At 71.9% G+C, this 16790-nt stretch carries 17 protein-coding genes and 1 pseudogene; 13 read left to right on the top strand and 5 right to left on the bottom strand.

What is annotated here, in order from left to right:
* Position 1 precedes the first annotated feature (1 nt).
* The 3 genes from F6J85_RS14135 to F6J85_RS14125 all read left to right on the top strand — a co-directional run bounded on the left by F6J85_RS14135 (position 2) and on the right by F6J85_RS14125 (position 2931).
* Positions 2 to 787: an LLM class F420-dependent oxidoreductase gene (locus F6J85_RS14135; RefSeq protein ID WP_150925932.1), complete on the top strand. Its 786-nt coding sequence runs from the start codon at positions 2 to 4 to the stop codon at positions 785 to 787.
* Positions 787 to 1686 carry a 1,4-dihydroxy-2-naphthoyl-CoA synthase gene (locus F6J85_RS14130; protein ID WP_150927465.1) on the top strand — a complete coding sequence of 300 codons (900 nt, stop codon included), beginning with the start codon at positions 787 to 789 and terminating at the stop codon, positions 1684 to 1686. The genes F6J85_RS14135 and F6J85_RS14130 overlap by 1 nt, the downstream gene beginning before the upstream one ends.
* An 87-nt stretch (positions 1687 to 1773) precedes the next feature.
* Entirely contained in the window at positions 1774 to 2931 is a 1158-nt protein-coding gene (locus tag F6J85_RS14125) for an AMP-binding protein (RefSeq protein WP_150925930.1), read from the top strand.
* Between the two features lie 6 nt (positions 2932 to 2937).
* Here the strand turns inward: F6J85_RS14125 and F6J85_RS14120 are convergent.
* Positions 2938 to 3213 (bottom strand): annotated as a pseudogene (locus tag F6J85_RS14120) (VOC family protein); the annotation flags it as partial.
* Positions 3214 to 3247: 34 nt separating this feature from the next.
* Here F6J85_RS14120 and F6J85_RS14115 point away from each other — a divergent pair.
* On the top strand, positions 3248 to 4219 hold the full coding sequence (locus F6J85_RS14115) for a 1,4-dihydroxy-2-naphthoate polyprenyltransferase (RefSeq protein WP_238706970.1): 972 nt from the start codon (positions 3248 to 3250) through the stop codon (positions 4217 to 4219).
* A 21-nt stretch (positions 4220 to 4240) separates the two neighbouring features.
* Here F6J85_RS14115 and F6J85_RS14110 read toward each other — a convergent pair whose 3' ends face one another.
* Entirely contained in the window at positions 4241 to 4537 is a 297-nt protein-coding gene (locus F6J85_RS14110; protein WP_150925924.1) for a DUF4229 domain-containing protein, read from the bottom strand.
* Positions 4538 to 4611: 74 nt separating this feature from the next.
* On the opposite strand from F6J85_RS14110, the gene F6J85_RS14105 reads away from it, so the two are divergent.
* The 3 genes from F6J85_RS14105 to F6J85_RS14095 are packed head-to-tail and all read left to right on the top strand — an operon-like array spanning position 4612 to position 7722.
* Positions 4612 to 5049, top strand: coding sequence for a PLDc N-terminal domain-containing protein (locus F6J85_RS14105; protein ID WP_150925922.1), 438 nt, complete (start codon positions 4612 to 4614; stop codon positions 5047 to 5049).
* Between the two features lies 1 nt (position 5050).
* A complete protein-coding gene (gene menD, locus F6J85_RS14100) occupies positions 5051 to 6820 on the top strand; it encodes a 2-succinyl-5-enolpyruvyl-6-hydroxy-3-cyclohexene-1-carboxylic-acid synthase (RefSeq protein ID WP_238707130.1) in 1770 nt (589 codons plus the stop codon).
* Between the two features lie 44 nt (positions 6821 to 6864).
* Positions 6865 to 7722, top strand: coding sequence for a PPK2 family polyphosphate kinase (locus F6J85_RS14095; protein ID WP_150925919.1), 858 nt, complete (start codon positions 6865 to 6867; stop codon positions 7720 to 7722).
* Positions 7723 to 7729: 7 nt separating this feature from the next.
* Here the strand turns inward: F6J85_RS14095 and F6J85_RS14090 are convergent, their stop codons facing one another.
* On the bottom strand, positions 7730 to 9010 hold the full coding sequence (locus F6J85_RS14090; RefSeq protein WP_238706969.1) for an isochorismate synthase: 1281 nt from the start codon (positions 9008 to 9010) through the stop codon (positions 7730 to 7732).
* An 81-nt stretch (positions 9011 to 9091) separates the two neighbouring features.
* On the opposite strand from F6J85_RS14090, the gene F6J85_RS14085 reads away from it, so the two are divergent.
* The 5 genes from F6J85_RS14085 to F6J85_RS14065 all read left to right on the top strand — a co-directional run bounded on the left by F6J85_RS14085 (position 9092) and on the right by F6J85_RS14065 (position 13975).
* The gene (locus tag F6J85_RS14085; RefSeq protein ID WP_150925915.1) at positions 9092 to 9622 is read left to right on the top strand and encodes a DUF402 domain-containing protein; all 531 of its coding nucleotides are present in this window, start codon (positions 9092 to 9094) and stop codon (positions 9620 to 9622) included.
* Between the two features lie 68 nt (positions 9623 to 9690).
* A complete protein-coding gene (locus tag F6J85_RS14080) occupies positions 9691 to 10434 on the top strand; it encodes a demethylmenaquinone methyltransferase (protein WP_150925913.1) in 744 nt (247 codons plus the stop codon).
* 9 nt (positions 10435 to 10443) lie between these two features.
* Positions 10444 to 11505 carry a polyprenyl synthetase family protein gene (locus tag F6J85_RS14075; RefSeq protein WP_238706968.1) on the top strand — a complete coding sequence of 354 codons (1062 nt, stop codon included), beginning with the start codon at positions 10444 to 10446 and terminating at the stop codon, positions 11503 to 11505.
* Between the two features lie 49 nt (positions 11506 to 11554).
* A complete protein-coding gene (locus tag F6J85_RS14070) occupies positions 11555 to 12928 on the top strand; it encodes an FAD-dependent oxidoreductase (RefSeq protein WP_150925911.1) in 1374 nt (457 codons plus the stop codon).
* Between the two features lie 78 nt (positions 12929 to 13006).
* Positions 13007 to 13975, top strand: coding sequence for an alpha/beta hydrolase (locus tag F6J85_RS14065; protein ID WP_150925909.1), 969 nt, complete (start codon positions 13007 to 13009; stop codon positions 13973 to 13975).
* Between the two features lie 43 nt (positions 13976 to 14018).
* Here F6J85_RS14065 and F6J85_RS14060 read toward each other — a convergent pair whose 3' ends face one another.
* Positions 14019 to 15209 carry a multidrug effflux MFS transporter gene (locus F6J85_RS14060; protein WP_150925907.1) on the bottom strand — a complete coding sequence of 397 codons (1191 nt, stop codon included), beginning with the start codon at positions 15207 to 15209 and terminating at the stop codon, positions 14019 to 14021.
* Positions 15210 to 15327: 118 nt separating this feature from the next.
* On the opposite strand from F6J85_RS14060, the gene F6J85_RS18180 reads away from it, so the two are divergent.
* On the top strand, positions 15328 to 15462 hold the full coding sequence (locus F6J85_RS18180) for a hypothetical protein (protein ID WP_275094048.1): 135 nt from the start codon (positions 15328 to 15330) through the stop codon (positions 15460 to 15462).
* Positions 15463 to 15545: 83 nt separating this feature from the next.
* On the opposite strand, the gene F6J85_RS14055 is transcribed toward F6J85_RS18180, so the two are convergent.
* Positions 15546 to 16775 (bottom strand): ROK family transcriptional regulator, encoded by a 1230-nt coding sequence (locus F6J85_RS14055; protein ID WP_150925905.1) that lies wholly within the window; start codon positions 16773 to 16775, stop codon positions 15546 to 15548.
* Positions 16776 to 16790: the final 15 nt, after the last annotated feature.

The raw sequence follows: 16790 nt of genomic DNA, 5'->3' as shown, positions 1-16790 counted from the left end.
CATGCTCTTGGAGACCCCCGTACGCATCGGCGTGCAGATCGAACCCCAGCACGCCTCCTATCCGCAGATCCGCGACGCGGTGCTGCGGCTGGAGGAGATGGGCGTGGACATCCTGTTCAACTGGGATCACTTCTTCCCGCTGCACGGCGACCCCGACGGTCTCCACTTCGAGTCGTGGACGATGCTCGCGGCGTGGGCCGAGCAGACCGAGCGCGTGGAGTTCGGTGCGCTGGTCAACTGCAACAGCTACCGCAATCCCGACCTGCAGGCCGACATGGCCCGCACGATCGACCATGTCAGTGGCGGCCGGTTCATCTTCGGCACCGGCGCCGGCTGGTTCGCGCGGGACTACGACGAGTACGGCCACGAGTTCGGCACCCCGGGGACGCGCCTGAACGATCTCGCCGAGGGGCTCGACCGGATCATGGCGCGCTGGGACCGGCTGAACCCGCCACCCACCCGCCGCATCCCGGTCCTCATCGGTGGCAAGGGGGAGCAGAAGACCCTGCGGATCGTCGCCCGTCACGCCGACATCTGGCACAGCTTCGTCGCGCCGGAGGAGATGGCGCACAAGATCGCTGTCATCCAGAAGTGGGGCGAGGTCGAAGGACGGGACGTGTCCGGCATGGTCGTCTCCAACGAGCTGAAGGGACGCGACGAGGCCCAGGCCGATGCCCTGTTCGACGCCGGTGTGCGCCTGTACACGCTGGGCTGGGCCCCCGGTCTCGCCGACTACGACACCGTGGCGCAATGGCTGCGCTGGCGTGACGGAAAGAACGGCGCGTGATGGTCTCCGAGCTGTTCGACGCCGCGGAGTGGACGGCGGCGCCCGCGAGCGAGCGCTACACCGACATCACGGCGCACGTGTCGCACGACGGGCGCATCGCCCGCATCGCGTTCGATCGTCCGGAGGTGCGCAACGCCTTCCGCCCGCACACCGTCGACGAGCTCTACACGGCGCTGGACATCGCGCGGCAGGACCCCCGCATCGGGGCGGTGCTCCTCACCGGCAACGGCCCGAGCCCCAAGGACGGCGGCTGGGCGTTCTGCTCCGGCGGCGACCAGCGCATCCGCGGACGCGACGGCTACAAGTACTCGGACGATGAGACGGCCGTCGGGGATCCGGCCCGCGCGGGACGGCTGCACATCCTCGAGGTGCAGCGGCTCATCCGCTTCATGCCCAAGGTGGTCATCGCCGTCGTGCCCGGGTGGGCGGCCGGTGGCGGGCACTCGCTCAACGTCGTGTGCGACCTGTCGATCGCGTCGGCCGAGCACGGCAGGTTCAAGCAGACGGATGCGGATGTCGGCTCGTTCGACGCCGGCTACGGTTCCGCGTATTTCGCGCGCCAGATCGGGCAGAAGCTCGCGCGGGAGGTCTTCTTCCTCGCGGAGGAGTACTCCGCCCAGCGCGCGTACGAGATGGGCGCCGTCAACCGGGTCGTGCCGCACGCCGACCTCGAGCGCGAGGCGATCGCGATGGCCCGCACGATCCTGGGCAAATCCCCCACCGCGATCCGCATGCTCAAATTCGCCTTCAACGCCGTCGACGACGGCCTGGTCGGCCAGCAGGTGTTCGCGGGGGAGGCCACGCGCCTGGCGTACGGCACTGATGAGGCCGTCGAGGGCCGCGACGCCTTCCTGGAGAAGCGCGATCCGGATTGGACCGGTTTCCCGTGGCACTATTGACCTTCGTCCCGGCCCCCTTGCGGCGATCGGCTGCCGAACCGACCGTGGAAGCAGCGGATTCGCGCATCTCGAGGGAGTGAGGCCGACGTGAGGCTCGAGCAGATCGACGCGGCCGACCCGCGGGATGTGCTGCGGGCACTCCGGGCAGCCCTGGGAGCCGGGCCGGCGGTGGGGTTCGGCTCCACCCGTGAGCAGCTTCCCGCCGAGGTGCCGGCCGGGACGGCGGTCGTCCTGACGACATCGGGCTCCACGGGCGTGCCGAAGGCCGTCGCCCTCAGCCGCAGCGCGCTCACCTCCAGTGCGCTGGCCACCTCCGCCCGCATCGGTGAGGGTGCCTGGCTGCTCGCGCTCCCCCCGGCCTATGTCGCGGGTGTGCAGGTGCTCGTGCGCTCGCTCATCGCCGGACGGGAACCCGGCATTCTGTCGGGCTCGTTCTCGCCCGCCTCCTTCGCCGCGGCCGCGCGCCTGATGGCCTCGAGCGAGAACGGCGTGCGCGTCCCGACGTACACCTCGCTCGTGCCCGTGCAGCTGCAGCGGCTGCTGGATGCCGCCGCATCCGATCGCGACGTCGCCGCCGCTCTGCGTTCGTTCGAGGCCATCCTCGTCGGAGGGCAGTCCCTCCCCGACGCCCTCCGCGAGCGCGCGGCCGACGCCGGCGCCCGGATCGTGCGCACCTACGGCTCGACGGAGACCTGCGGGGGATGCGTGTACGACGGCACGCCGCTGGACGGCGTCCGCGTGCGGATCGTCGAGGGTGAGGTTCAGATCACCGGCCCCGTGCTGGCCGACGGCTACCTCGGCCAGCCGGACCGCACGGCCGCGGTGTTCCCCGCCGATCCCGACGGAACGCGCTGGTACCGCACGGGCGATGCCGGCCTCCTGGACGAGCACGGGATGCTCCGCATCCACGGACGCATCGACAACGTCATCGTGTCAGGTGGCGTGAACATCTCCCTCGATCGCGTGGAACAGATCGTGCGCGGCATCCGCGGACTCGAGTCCGCCGTCGTCGTGCCCGTCGCCGACCCGCAGTGGGGCGAGGCATCCGTCATCGTCGCCCCGCGGGGAGGCGCGCTGCGCCGCAGCGAGGCGGAGCAGCTCGAGCACGCCCGCACGGCGGTCGCGGCCGAACTGGGCGCCCCCGCGCGCCCGTCCCGGCTCATCGTCGTCGACGAACTCGCTCACCTGCCTTCCGGCAAGCCCGACCGCGAGGCGATCCGGCAGCTGGTGGCGTCGCTGCACTAGGCGGGGTCAGGCGGCGCGGTCGCTGGTGTCGACCACGCAGAAGCGGTTTCCCTCGGTGTCCTCCAGCACGATCCAATCCGCGTCCGCCGGATAGCCGTCCCACTCGACCTCGCGCGCACCGAGGTCCAGGAGCCGCCGGATCTCGGCGGCCTGGTCGTCGGCGTAGAGATCGAGGTGCAGGCGCGGCGGATAGTGCTGGGGATAGCCGGCGTCCTCGACGGTCATCACGATGGTTCCGATGCTCAGCATCGCTTCAGCCTGCCGCCGGGGCCCGGCGGCAGGAAGAGGGTTGCGCGCCCGCCTAGGATGGCACTTCGTGGCCGCTCAACCCCGCAAACGTCCCGTCCGCAGCAGCTCCGCACGCCGCCGGCCCGGAGGCAACCCGCAGAAGCGCCCGGTCGCCGCGCCCCCGCCCAAGGCGACCGTGCGCGACTGGATCGGCGCGGCGCGCCTGCGCACGCTGCCGCTCGCGGTGAGCCCCGTGCTCGTGGGCACCGGCGCGGCCAACCTCGGCGCCGAGCCGTTCCACTGGGTCATCGCGCTGACCTGCCTCATGGTGGCGGTGAGCCTGCAGATCGGCGTCAACTTCGCCAACGACTACAGCGACGGGATCCGCGGCACCGACGATCACCGCGTGGGGCCGGCGCGGCTGACCGCGTCGCGGAAGGCGAAGCCGCGCACCGTGCTGGTCGTGGCCCTGGTCTTCTTCGGGCTCGGCGCGCTCGCCGGGCTCGCGATCGTCGTCCGCACGCAGCAGTGGTGGATGCTGGCGGTCGGGGCCGCGTGCATCGTGGCGGCGTGGTTCTACACCGGCGGCAAGCGACCCTACGGCTACGCAGGGCTGGGGGAGCTGTTCGTCTTCGTCTTCTTCGGGCTGGTCGCCACCCTCGGGACGACCTGGGTGCAGGCGTTCACGCTGCCGCAGGAGGCGTGGTTCGGGGCGGTCGCGATCGGGTTCCTCGCGTGCGCCGTGCTGCTGGCGAACAATCTGCGCGACATCGACCAGGACCGCGCCGCGGGCAAGCGCACCCTGACCGTGCGCATCGGACGGCGGGCGACGCAGGTGCTGTACACCGTGCTCGTGCTGGCGCCGTTCGGGATCGCAGCGTATCTGGCGCTGTTCTATCCCATCGCGTGGCTGAGTCTCATGGCGCTGCTGGCCGCGCTGCCGGCGATCCTGATCGTCTGGACCTACCGGGTGCCGCGCGAGCTGGTGATCGCCCTCGCGCTCACGTCGCTGACGTCCCTGGCCTACGGGGCGTTCCTGTTCTGGGCGTTCATCGGCTGACGCACCGCGGGGGACGGGCCGTCAGCGGTCGGTGTCGCGCGGGCCGGCCGCCGTCTCTGCGGCGGCATCTTCGGCGAGGGCGTCGTCGGCGGCGTTCGAGCGGCGGGCCCGCCGCCGGCGCTCCGCCATGCCGGAGGTGACCTGATCGAGAGGGCGGCGCAGGAACAGCAGCGACAGGCTCAGACCGATCAGGGCAGCGAACAGCGCCGCCAGCCACGGCAGGTCCTGGAACACCGGGAACAGCATGAGGATGCCGAACGGGACGAAGAACGCCAGCAGCCGCAACGCGGTGTACACCAGGGCGGAGCGCGCATTCATGCGTCCATCCTAAATCGCGGCCCGAGGTCCCGCCCGCCCGGCCCACGCACAGACATCCCGCCTAGGATGAGGGCATGACGAGGCTGTTGCTGATCCTGGCGCTCGTGGGCACCGCGTTCTGGGTGTACGCGATCGTGGATTGCGCGCTGCAGCCCTCGACCCGCCACCGCGGCGTGAGCAAGGGTGCCTGGATCGCCATCGTCGTGCTGCTTCCGGTGCTCGGCGGCCTGCTGTGGTTCGTCGTCGGACGTGGCCGCGGTGCGAAGACCGCCGCCGCCCGCCGCGCGCCGGACGACGACCCCGAGTTCCTCGGCAGCATCGGATCGATGGCCGACCAGGACGAGCGCATCCGCCGCCTGGAGGAAGAGCTCGCCCAGCTCGACGCCGAGGCCGACGACGAGCGCTTCCGCGCGGACCCGTCCGCGGACGCCCCGCCCAGCGAAACCGGCCCCACCCCGCCGAGCACCGACGGTGACGACGACGCGCGCGGTCAGCGCGGCGCCGTCGGCTGACGTGACCGCAGACCGCCGCACCGACGCGGCACCCGCCACCGACGCGGCCGCCGCACTGCTGGGGGCGCTGGTGGCGCGTGGGGTGGAACACGTCGTGCTGAGCCCCGGCTCCCGCTCGCAGGCTCTCGCTCTGGTGGCGGCCGCGCTCGAGCGAGAGGGCCGCATCCGACTGCACGTGCGCATCGACGAGCGGGTCGCGGGATTCACGGCTTTGGGTATCGGACGCGAGACCGGCACCCCGGCTGCGCTCATCTGCACCTCGGGGACCGCCGTGGCCAACCTCCTCCCGGCCGTCCTGGAAGCGCACCACGCCGCCGTGCCGCTCGTTCTCCTGACCGCCGACCGGCCGCCCGAGCTGCGGGGTGTCGGGGCGAACCAGACCACCCGCCAGCCTGGGCTGTTCGCCCCGAACGTCCGGTTCGACGCCGACCTGCCGGTGCCCGAGACCGCCGACGCCGATGGGTCGTCGGAGCAGACGACGCTGCTGCGCTCGGTCGCAGCCGACGCCTTCGAGGCGGCGCGGGGGAGCGTGGCACGCCCCGGCGGACCCGTGCACCTGAACCTGCCCTATCGCGAGCCGCTCGCCGGCGCGGTGCCCGCGTGGCTGGCCGAGCCGGCGGTGGTGGAGGGCGACGGGTCGCCCGATGGCGAGTCCGGGGCGCTGTACCAGGGCGGCGGCGGCATCGGTGGCGCGGACGCCGCGCCGGCCGAGACGTCCCCGCACGTGCTTGCCCGCGGGCCCCGCACGATCGTGGTCGCCGGGGCAGACGCCGGTCCCGCGGCGGAGGAGCTCGCTCACGCCGGCGGTTGGCCGCTGGTCGCGGAGATCGTCAGCGGTGCGCGGTTCGGCCGCAACCTCGTCCACGGCTACCGCGCACTGCTGCGCGAGCCCGACCTCGGCGGCGCCGTGCAGCGCGTCGTGGTGTTCGGTCACCCCACGCTCAGCCGCGAGGTCGCCGCCCTCCTCGCCCGTCCCGATGTCGACGTGGTCGCGGTGCGCGGCCCCGGTGAACCGCTCAACCTCAACGGCACCACGGTGTCGGCGGATGCCGTGCGCGTCGGTGACGGCACACCCGACCGGGAGTGGCTGGGGCGCTGGATGCGCGCGTCGGCGGCCGCGGCGGTCGACCTGTCTCCCCCCGCGCCCGACGCCGACGCCCTGTCATCGGCCGAACCGCAGCAGCGGCTGGGCGCGATCGCCGCGGAGGTCGCCGTCCTGCGCGCGCCGCTGGACCGCGCGTCGCTCGTCGACGCCCTGTGGCGGGCGACGTGGCCGCACGACCGGCTGGTGTTCGGCTCCTCCCGGCTCGTGCGCGTGGCCGACGCCGTCCTCGGCGGCAAGAAGGTGCCCGTGCACGCCAACCGCGGCCTCGCCGGAATCGACGGCACCGTCGCGACCGCGCTGGGAGTGGCCATCGCCAGTCAGGCCGACGGGCGGCCCGGCCTCACGCGGGCCCTCGTCGGGGATCTGGCTTTCCTGCACGATGCCGGCGCGCTGCTGATGCCCGGTGTGGAGGAGGAACCCCGCATCCAGGTGGTCGTCGGCAACGACGGCGGCGGGACGATCTTCGACGGCCTCGAGGTGGCCGAGACGGCGGGCGCGGAGGCGATGGACCGCGTCCTCTACACCCCGCAGGCGGTGCGGCTGGAGCATCTCGCGCTCGCGTACGGGTGGGAGTTCCACCGCGTGACCACGCGCGGGGCGCTCGATCAGCTGCTGACCTCGCCTGCCGGCGGACGCCAGCTCATCGAGGTTCCGCTGCCGCGCTGACCGCCGGGGATGCGCGGCCGGCCGCGGGCGGCCATCATGAGCACATGACCACTTCGTCGCGGTGGAGCACCGCCGCATCCGAGGCGCTGCGCGCTCGAGCGGGTTTCGCCCTCACGCATGTCGACCCGCGCTCGACGCCCGGCTACACCGGCGGCAAGCCCGACGGCGTCGAGGATCTGGCGGAGGGCGCGACACGACTCGGCGAGCTGCAGGAGCGGCTGTTCGCGCAGAGCGTGGCCGGCACCGCGGAGGGGTCGGTGCTGCTGCTCCTGCAGGCCATGGACACCGCCGGCAAGGGCGGCATCGTGCGGAACGTGGTGGGGGCCGTCGACCCCCAGGGCGTCGAGCTGGCGGCCTTCAAGAAGCCCACCGATGAGGAGCTCGCCCATGACTTCCTGTGGCGGATCGGGCGGCGCCTGCCCGAACCGGGGCGCATCGGGGTGTTCGACCGCTCCCACTACGAAGACGTGCTGATCGGCCGCGTGCGCGCACTCGCCCCGCCGGAGGAGATCGAGCGGCGCTATGGCGCGATCGTGGATTTCGAGGCGGATGCGGCGGCTCGCGGCATCCGCTGGGTCAAGGTCATGCTGCACATCTCCCGCGAAGAGCAGCGGACGCGGCTGGCCGAACGGCTCGACCGCCCCGACAAGCAGTGGAAGTACAACCCTGGCGACATCGACGAGCGGGAGCGGTGGGATGAGTACATGACCGCCTATCAGGTGGCCATCGAGCGCACCTCCACCGACGCCGCGCCGTGGCATGTGGTGCCCGCCGACCGCAAGTGGTACGCCCGGCTGGCCGTGCAGGAACTGCTCGCCGACGCGCTGGCAGGGCTCGACCCGCACTGGCCCGCGCCCGATTACGACGTCGAACGGGAGAAGGCGCGGCTGGCGGCGACGTGAGGCGCGCTCAGGCGAGCGCTTCGACGATCGGCCGGAACTTCACGCGCGTCTCCAGTAGTTCCGTCTCCGGGTCGCTGCCGGCGACGATGCCCGCCCCGGCGTAGGCGGTGATGGGCAGCGCACCGTTGGCGTCGGGGAGGTCGAACTGCGCGCAGCGCAGCGCGATGGCCCACTCGCCGTCGCCGGAGGCATCGATCCAGCCCACCGCACCGGCGTAGCGGCCCCGGTCGAACGGCTCGAGCCGGCGGATCATCGCCATCGCGGTGGGGGTGGGGGTTCCCGCGACCGCCGCGGTGGGGTGCAGCGCCGCGACGAGGTCGAGGGAGGACGAGCCGTCGTCCAGTTCTCCCTCGACGTCGGTGGCGAGGTGCCACACGTTCGGCAGCCGCAGCGTGAACGGCTCCTCCGCCGCGGCGAGGGCGCTGGTGTGCGGGCGCAGCGCGTCCAGCACGCTGCGCACGGCGAAGCGGTGCTCGTCCTGGTCCTTGCCGCTGTCGGAGAGGAACAGGGATGCCGCGGTGTCGGCGTCCGCGTCGGCGCCGCGCGCGATCGTCCCGGCCAGGACACGCGCGGTGACGGTGCCCCGCGAGGCGGTCACGAGGGTCTCGGGGCTCGCGCCGATCAGACCGTCGACGGCGAACACCCAGCAGTCGGGGTAGCCCGACAGGAGCGCACGCACGAGGCGGCGGAGGTCGGCTCCGGAGGGAACGGTGCCCACGACATCGCGAGCCAGGACGACCTTCTCCACGTCGTGGCGGGCGATCGCCTCCAGCGCGGTGCGCACCGCGTCCTGATACCCCTGTGCGCTCATGCGCCCGGGGCCGAGCGTGGCCGACCAGTGCGGGCCGAACGGGGTAGCCGGGGGGAGGGCGGCGGCATCGGCGTCGGGAACCGGTTCGTCCACGCGCACGTGCGTGACCCACGTTCGGCCTCCGCGTCGCCCGACGAGCGTCGCCGGCACCGTGAGCACGCTGGCGTGAGCCGAGCTCGGGTCGAACGCGAAGGAGCCGAGGGCGACCAGGCCGGTGCCGGGCACGCCCACGGCGTCGTCGATGTCGGCGGCTGCTGCCACCGAGCGCCAGCGGACCGCGAGCTCGGCGGCGGGGGTCGGCGCGCCCGGTGCCGCCTCCAGCCGCAGAGCGACTCCGAAGCCGGCCAGCGCATCGCCGCGGCGGCTCCAGAACAGCGGGTCGGTGGCGGCGGAGTAGGCGAGGACGTCGTCCACCGCCGCGATCTCGCGCGTGACGACGCGAAGCCGCGGGATCGTGGGAGACGGGGGCGCGGGCACGTCTCCCAGCCTAGTTCGCGCCTGGGCGCGGAGCCTGTGGGCGAGGGCCCGGAGAGGGCGCGGCATCCCTAGACTGCGATCGTGATCTCTCGTCCCGCACCTGGCACGCGCGTCATGTTCCGCTGGCGGAAGTGGGATGGCGCCCCGCACTGGGAGCACGAGTGCGTGTACCTGGGTCGCGACGACCACGGCGAATGGGTGGGGCAGCAGGCCGGATGGCGCAGCTCCCGCCCCGGCCGCGATGTGCGCGCACGACAGCCCAATGTGACGCTGATCCCGCCGAGCGGGGAGTGGACGTTCACCTCCAACGCCGCCCCGCACCCCACGCGTGTGTACATCGACCTCGCGTGGGACGTCGCCTGGGACGGGGAGGAGCCCACCGGCATCGACATGGACCTCGACGTCGTCGAGCAGGCCGGGCGCGGCATCTGGATCGACGACCGCGACGAGTGGGACGAGCATCGCGTGCAGTATGGCTACCCGCTCGACATCGTCGAGCGCCTGGAGTCGGTGGCCGTCGACCTCGAGCTGCGGGTGCGACGGCGCCGCGCCCCGTTCGACGACGCCACGATCAGCCGCTGGCTCGACGTGCTGACCTCCTTCCCCGGCTGAGGGCGCACGTTCCCGGGCGTCGGGCATCGGCGGTGGGGCGCTGCATCCGCCCGGCCTAGACTCGACGCGTGACCACTCCCGAGCCGAATCGCGCCGACCTCGGCAAGGACCCGGCCCGCGTCAGCGGGATGTTCGATCAGGTCGCGCCCGCCTACGACCGAACCAACACGGTCCTCAGCCTCGGCAACGACCGGTTCTGGCGCGTTGCCACCACCCGGGCCGTGGCTCCGCGGCCAGGGCAGCGCATCCTCGACCTGGCCGCCGGCACCGGTGCCAGTTCGGTGTCGCTGGCCCGCAGTGGCGCCGAGGTCATCGCCGCCGACTTCTCGCCCGGGATGATCGCGGAGGGACGACGCCGCCACGGCGACATCCCGAATCTGTCGTTCGTGCAGGCCGACGCCACCGACCTCCCCTTCGACGACGCGGAGTTCGACGCGGTGACGATGTCGTTCGGGCTGCGCAACGTCAACGACCCGCGCGCGGCCCTGCGGGAACTCCGCCGCGTCACCAAGCCCGGCGGACGCATCGTGATCTGCGAGTTCTCGCACCCGCCCGCGCGGGCGTTCGCCGAGCTGTACCGCTTCTACAACGGCCGCGTCCTGCCACTGGTGGCCAAGGCCGTCAGCTCCAACGCCGAGGCCTACGACTACCTGAACGAATCCATCCGCTCGTGGCCCGACCAGCGCACCCTGTCGGCGTGGCTGCGGGAAGCCGGCTGGAGCGATGTCGCGTACCGCAACCTGTCGTTCGGCATCGTGGCGCTGCACCGCGGCACCGCTGCGGAATCCGAGGCCTCCAGCGGGGCGGGGTAGGGTGGGAAGGTGACCCCCAGACCTTCCGCTGCGGGCTCGCAGATGGCGGGCAAACTGGGCCTCGCCGACCGCATTTTCGCCGGCGTCCGCTCGCGCAAGCTCCTCGCCACGGTCGAGGCCGGGCTCGAGCGCGTCGAGCAGAGCCTCGCGAGCGAGCTGCGCGTCACCGATTCGCTCGCCGACGCGACCAGCCGTTACCTGTATGAGGCCGGCGGCAAGCGCGTGCGCCCGATGCTGGCGATCCTCACTTCACAGCTGGGGGAGGGTGTCACCGATGCCGTCGTCCAGGGCGCGACCGCACTGGAGATGACCCACCTGGGTTCGCTGTACCACGACGACGTCATGGACGGTGCCGACGTGCGTCGCGGGGTCCCGAGCGCGCAGACGGTGTGGGGAAACAACATCGCGATCCTCACCGGCGACCTGCTGTTCTCCCGTGCCAGCGGGATCATGGCGCGCCACGGCGACCGCGCCATCCGCCTGCAGTCCGACACCTTCGAGCGCCTCGTCCTCGGGCAGATGCACGAGACGGTGGGTCCGCAGCCGGGCGACGATCCGGTCGCCTTCTACCTCCAGGTGCTCTCGGACAAGACCGGCTCGCTCATCGCCGCCGCCGCCGAGGCGGGCGTCGTGTTCGCGCGCGCTCCCCAGGAGTACGAGGAGCCCGTGCGCGTCTTCGGCGAGAAGGCGGGCGTCGCCTTCCAGCTGCTGGACGACGTGCTCGACCTGTCGGACGACCCCGACGAAACGGGGAAGGTGCCCGGCACCGACCTGCGGGCCGGTGTGCCGACCATGCCGTACCTGCTGCTCGGGCAGCGGCAGGATGCGCCGTCCCGCGACCTGCACGCCCGCATCGACGACGGCGTGGCCCGTATCGCCGACGGTGCGGACCCCGGCGTGCTCGACGGCGCGCTCGCCGAGCTGCGCGACCACGCCGCGACGCGTGCCACCCTCGACCTGGCCCACTCGTGGTCTGCCGAAGCGATCGCGGCGCTGGACCCGGTTCCCGACGGACCCGTGCGCGAGGCGCTCACGCGCTTCGCGCAGGCTGTCGCCGACCGCTCCAGCTGACCCTTCGACACGCTCGGCGACCGGTGTTGGCAAACTCGAAAGGATCTTCATGACCAAGCTCAGGCTGGCCATCGTCGGCGCCGGACCCGCCGGCATCTACGCGGCCGACATCCTGCTCAAGGCCGAGCGCAAGTTCGACGTGTCGATCGATCTGTTCGAGCAGCTCCCCGCGCCCTACGGGCTCGTCCGCTATGGCGTCGCGCCCGACCATCCGCGCATCAAGGGCATCATCACGGCCCTGCGCGAAGTGCTCGACCGTGGCGACATCCGCCTGTTCGGCAACGTCCGCTACGGCCAGGACATCACCCTCGAAGACCTCAAGCGCCACTACAACGCGGTGATCTTCGCCACCGGCGCGGTCCGTGACACGAGCCTGGACATCCCGGGCATCGATGCGGAGGGATCGTACGGCGCCGCCGATTTCGTCAGCTGGTTCGACGGACATCCGGATGTGCCGCGCACGTGGCCGCTGGATGCGTCGTCGGTCGCCGTGATCGGCAACGGCAACGTCGCCCTCGACGTGTCGCGCATGCTCGCCAAGCACGCCGACGATCTGCTGTCCACCGAGATCCCGGACAACGTGTACGAGGGCCTGAAGGCATCGCCGGTCACCGACGTGCACGTGTTCGGCCGCCGTGGTCCCGCGCAGGTGAAGTTCACCCCCCTCGAGCTGCGCGAGCTCGGCGAGCTCCATGACGTCGACATGGTCGTGTACGACGAGGACTTCGACTACGACGAGGCCTCCAAGGCGGCGATCGCCAGCAACAAGCAGGTCATGGTGATCGATCGCGTGCTGCAGGCCTGGCGCAAGCGCCCGAGCGCGAACAACGCCGGAGGTGAGGCATCCCGCCGCCTGCACCTGCACTTCTGGGCCAAGCCGGTCGAGGTCAAGACGGATGAGGCCGGCCACGTGTCGGCTTTCGTCTACGAGCGCACGCGTCCCGACGGCGAGGGCGGGGTGGTCGGCACGGGGGAACTGCGCGAGATCCCGATCCAGGCGCTGTACCGGGCCGTCGGCTACTTCGGTTCGCCGCTGCCGGGTGTGCCCTTCGACAAGCGGCACGGCGTCATCCCCAACCGCGAGGGGCAGGTGCTGCACAAGGACTCCAACGAGCCGGTGCCGGGCGTGTACGCGACCGGGTGGATCAAGCGCGGCCCGGTCGGACTCATCGGCCACACGAAGTCCGACGCGATGGAGACCGTGCGCCACCTCATCAACGACCAGGGTTCGTGGTGGCAGCCCGAGGATGCCTCGGAGGAGGCGATCCCGGCCCTGCTGGCGTCGCGCGGGGTCCATTGGACCGACCTCGAGGGATGGCACCGGCTCGACGAGCACGAAGTGGCACTGGGCCTTCCGCACGAGCGTGCGCGCATCAAGATCGTGCCGCGCGACGAGATGGTCGCGATCTCCCGCGGCGAGTAGCCCGCAGCACATCCCCTCGATCCGCGCGCTGGACGGCGGCCCTGGGGGCGCGGATCGGTCCGCCCCTAGGGTGGAAGGATGAGTGCGCAGTGGCGCCCCGACATCCTCGGGCCGGGGTTCGAACAGCTGACGCTCGAGCTCGGTGACGAGGACGGCGAACAGATCGTCGCGACGCTCGTGCGGAGCATCCCCTCCGTCTTGCTGCGGACGGTCGGCTCCTTCCGCGACGTGGACGTGCTGTACGTGCACGGCTGGTCGGACTACTTCTTCCAGACCGAACTGGCGGAGTTCTGGACCGAACGCGGTGCCCGCTTCTTCGCGCTCGACCTGCGACGGTACGGCCGGAGCCTGCTGCCCGGGCAGCGCCCCGGCGACGTGCGCTCCCTCGACGACTACGACCTCGACATCGCCGCGGCCCTTGCCGCGATGGACGTGGATGCGCGCGGTCCGCGCCGGCTCGTGCTGCTGGGGCACTCCACCGGCGGCCTCACGCTGACCCTGTGGGCCGCCCGGCACCGGGGCCGCGCGGCCGCTCTCGTGCTGAACAGCCCGTGGCTCGAGCTGCAGCTGGGCCCGATCGGGCGCCAGGCGCTGACGCCGCTCATCAACGCCCGCGCACGCATCGATCCACTGGGCGCCCAGCCCGTCCTTGATCTCGGGTTCTACACGCGCGCGCAGCGGCAGATCGGTGTCCTCCCGGCGGGCGTGGGCGACTGGCGACCCGAACAGGGGTTCCCGACGCATCCGCGCTGGCTGGCCGCCGTCGTGGCGGGGCACGGTCAGATCGCGGAGGGGGTGGATGTCGGATGCCCCGCGCTCGTGATGCTCTCGGCGCGCTCGATCCCACCGATCCGCTGGAGTGAGGACATGACCTCCACCGACTCCGTGCTGTTCGTCGACGACATCGCCCGTGCCGCCACGCGCATCGGCGAACTCGTGACGATCGCTCGCATCGAGGGCGCGATCCACGACGTGTTCCGCTCCCGGCCCGAACCGCGGGCGGCCGCATTCGCGACGTTGGACCGGTGGATCCGCTGGCTGCGCTGATATCAAGGCGTCATCCCCGTGAGGCGGATGCGGCACCCGTCCGTCAGCGCCGTGACCGCGCGACCAGCGCGCAGATGAGCGCGGCGGCGGCCGTGCACGTTCCCACCACCGCCATCGGCACGGCGGTGCCGTCGCCCCACAACCCGACGATGGGCGAGATCGACCCGCCCAGGGCGAACTGCGTCGCCCCCAGCAGGGCCGCCCCGGCGCCGCGGGAGGTCGGGCCGGTGCGTGCGAGGGCCAACGCACTGGCGTTGGACAGGATGAGGCCGGCGCCTCCGGTGATCACGAAGGCGTAGGAGATGAACAAGGCGGCCGAGAGCACGCCGGTGAGCGCCAGCACGGTCATCGCCGCGCCCGCAGTCAGCGTCGCGCCGACGCCGACCAGCAGCATCCGCTCGGGTCCCAGCCGCGGCGCCACGCGCGCATTGACGAGGTTCGCGCAGACGAGGGCGACCCCGCCCGCGGCGAACGACAGCGAGTACAGCAGCGGCGTGAGCCCGAGCACGACCTGACCGACGAAGGGCGAGGCCGAGATGTAGGCCATCATGCCCGTGAACGCGAGGGCGAAGACGAGCACGTACGCGGCGAAGGACCCGTCGCGCGCGAGTTCTCCGAACCGGCGGAACACCGAGAGCACCGTGCCGGGGTGGCGGTTCGCACGCGGCAGCGACTCCGGCACCATGACGGCGGCGAGCGTCAGCATCAGCACGGCAGCCATCGCGAGCGCCGCGAGCACGCCCCGCCACCCCGCGAGCGGGGCGATGAGGCCGCCGATGGGCGGAGCCACGACCGGCCCCAGGGCGCCGACGGTCGCGATGAGGCTCAGGGCGCGCACGGCCGTGGCCCCCGTGCTGAGGTCGGCGGCGATCGCCCGGGCGATCACGACGCTTCCCGCCCCCGCGAATCCCTGCAGGAGGCGCAGGCCGATGAGCGCCCCGATCGACGGCGTGAACACCATCGCCACACTCGCCGCAGTGAACAGCGACACCGCCGTCAGCAGAACGGGGCGGCGCCCCCAGCGATCGGAGAGCGGACCCAGGACGAGCTGCCCGACACCCATGCCCGCCAGGAACGCCGTCAGCGTCAGCTGCACGGATGGGGCGTCGGTGCGCAGGTCGGCGGTCATGTCGGTGAACGACGCCAGGTACATGTCCGTCGCCAGCGGACCCACGGCGGAGAGGAAGCCGAGCACCGCCAGCAGGCCTGGGGTGAGCGAGGTGGGGCGCTTCATGCCCTCGCTCCGCTCACTGATTCATCTTGGCATCCGTGGCGTGCGCTGATTTCCACGGGGCTTCACCCGCACGTCAAGCCCCCGCATCCGGAGCCGTTGTCTCCGTACCCTCGAGGGCATGGCGAACACGGAGAAGAGCGCACCCGACGACCGGCACGACGACGTCGTGGCGGAGCAGCAGATCGTCGAGCCGCCGACGGCGCCGCAGCAGGCGGAGCCGGACGAGGAGGCGGGAAGCTCCGGCGACGACTGACCGTGGCGCGGCCGGGGGTGGACGCCGGCGGCATCCTGGCCCGCGACGCGGGTGCCCGGACATCCACCGCGGGCTGACGGACCTCAGCGCACGGCGGTGAGAGCCTCCCGAGCGGCGACGACGGGCGCCGTGGCCAGCAACCGCGTGATGTTCTCCTGACGCAGGGTCCACAGGGCTCCGTGGATGGCCGCGCCCGTGATGCTCGCCTCGCGCTCGGTCTGCGTCTTGGCGATCGTCAGACTGTCAGTGATGTGGGGGATGGAGCGGGCGAAGAGCACCTCCCGGATTCCTGCCATCAGATGATCGCCGGCGAATGCGAGGAATCCTCCGACCACGAGCACCGAGGGGTTGAGCAGGGTCACGCACGAGGTGAGGACATCGCCGAGGTCGCGTCCGGCACGGCGGAGCACATGCGCCGTCGTGACGTCACCATCGCGGACGAGGGCGAACAGATCCTGAGCGTTCTCCACCTGCACCCCCCGCGAGCGGAGCTCGCTGAAGATCGCATCCGAGCTCGCGACGGCGACGAGGCATCCGGTGTTGCCGCAGTTGCACGGAACGTCGGCATCGGGGCGACGCACCGGGAGGTGGCCGATATCGCCGGCCAGGCCGTGAGCTCCGGAATAGGCGGAGCCTCGGAGGATGAGCCCGACGCCGATCCCGTTGGAGACCGTGACGAACACGAGGTCTTCGGCCGAGGGGTAGTGCGCGGCGTGCTCGCCGATCGCCATCAGGGTCGCGTCGTTGTCGATGAGGATGTCGACGGCGAATCGCGCTCGCAGCCACGGCTCGAGCGCGAAGGAGGACCAGTTCGGCATGGGGCTCACGTTGAAGATCAGCCCGGTCGTGGGATCGATCGGGCTCGAGACGCCGACCGTGATGACCGAGACGGGCCCGTACTCGGCGGGCAGCTCTCGAATGAGCCGTTCGAGCTCCTCCGACGCCCGGTCCAGCACGATTTCCGGCCCGTCACTGAGCCGGATGTCGAAACGCTCGCGAGCCAGGATTCCGCTGCCGAGGTCGGCGACGGCCACCGTGCAGTGCCGGCGCCCGATCTGCATGGCGCCCACCGTGCGTGCCCGGTCGTTGAGGGCGAACCTCGTGGACGGGCGACCGCCGGTCGATGATCCCTCGCCGACTCCCACGACGAGTCCGGCTCTGCGCAGAGCGTTGATCCGGTTGAAGACCGTCGAACGCGATGCGCCCGTGAGCTGAGCGATCTCGGCCCGCGTCCGGGGGGTGCGATCGGCCAGCAGCTTGAGCAGGTCCACTGCGCCGGCGTCGAGACCGAGCGCGTCCTGAGGTTGGCTCATGTCGGGAGTTTACGC

The sequence above is a fragment of the Microbacterium lushaniae genome (assembly GCF_008727775.1).
Classification (GTDB): domain Bacteria; phylum Actinomycetota; class Actinomycetes; order Actinomycetales; family Microbacteriaceae; genus Microbacterium; species Microbacterium lushaniae.
This window is presented reverse-complemented; position numbering and strand designations above follow the sequence as displayed.

Coding starts and splice junctions, on each gene's coding strand:
- F6J85_RS14130 (WP_150927465.1), top strand. CDS start 787: ATGGTCTCCGAGCTGTTCGACGCCGCGGAGTGGACGGCGGCGCCCGCG.
- F6J85_RS14060 (WP_150925907.1), bottom strand. CDS start 15,209: ATGAAGCGCCCCACCTCGCTCACCCCAGGCCTGCTGGCGGTGCTCGGC.
- F6J85_RS14070 (WP_150925911.1), top strand. CDS start 11,555: ATGACCAAGCTCAGGCTGGCCATCGTCGGCGCCGGACCCGCCGGCATC.
- F6J85_RS14105 (WP_150925922.1), top strand. CDS start 4,612: ATGACGAGGCTGTTGCTGATCCTGGCGCTCGTGGGCACCGCGTTCTGG.
- F6J85_RS14110 (WP_150925924.1), bottom strand. CDS start 4,537: ATGAATGCGCGCTCCGCCCTGGTGTACACCGCGTTGCGGCTGCTGGCG.
- F6J85_RS14065 (WP_150925909.1), top strand. CDS start 13,007: ATGAGTGCGCAGTGGCGCCCCGACATCCTCGGGCCGGGGTTCGAACAG.
- F6J85_RS14135 (WP_150925932.1), top strand. CDS start 2: ATGCTCTTGGAGACCCCCGTACGCATCGGCGTGCAGATCGAACCCCAG.
- F6J85_RS14095 (WP_150925919.1), top strand. CDS start 6,865: ATGACCACTTCGTCGCGGTGGAGCACCGCCGCATCCGAGGCGCTGCGC.
- F6J85_RS18180 (WP_275094048.1), top strand. CDS start 15,328: ATGGCGAACACGGAGAAGAGCGCACCCGACGACCGGCACGACGACGTC.
- F6J85_RS14055 (WP_150925905.1), bottom strand. CDS start 16,775: ATGAGCCAACCTCAGGACGCGCTCGGTCTCGACGCCGGCGCAGTGGAC.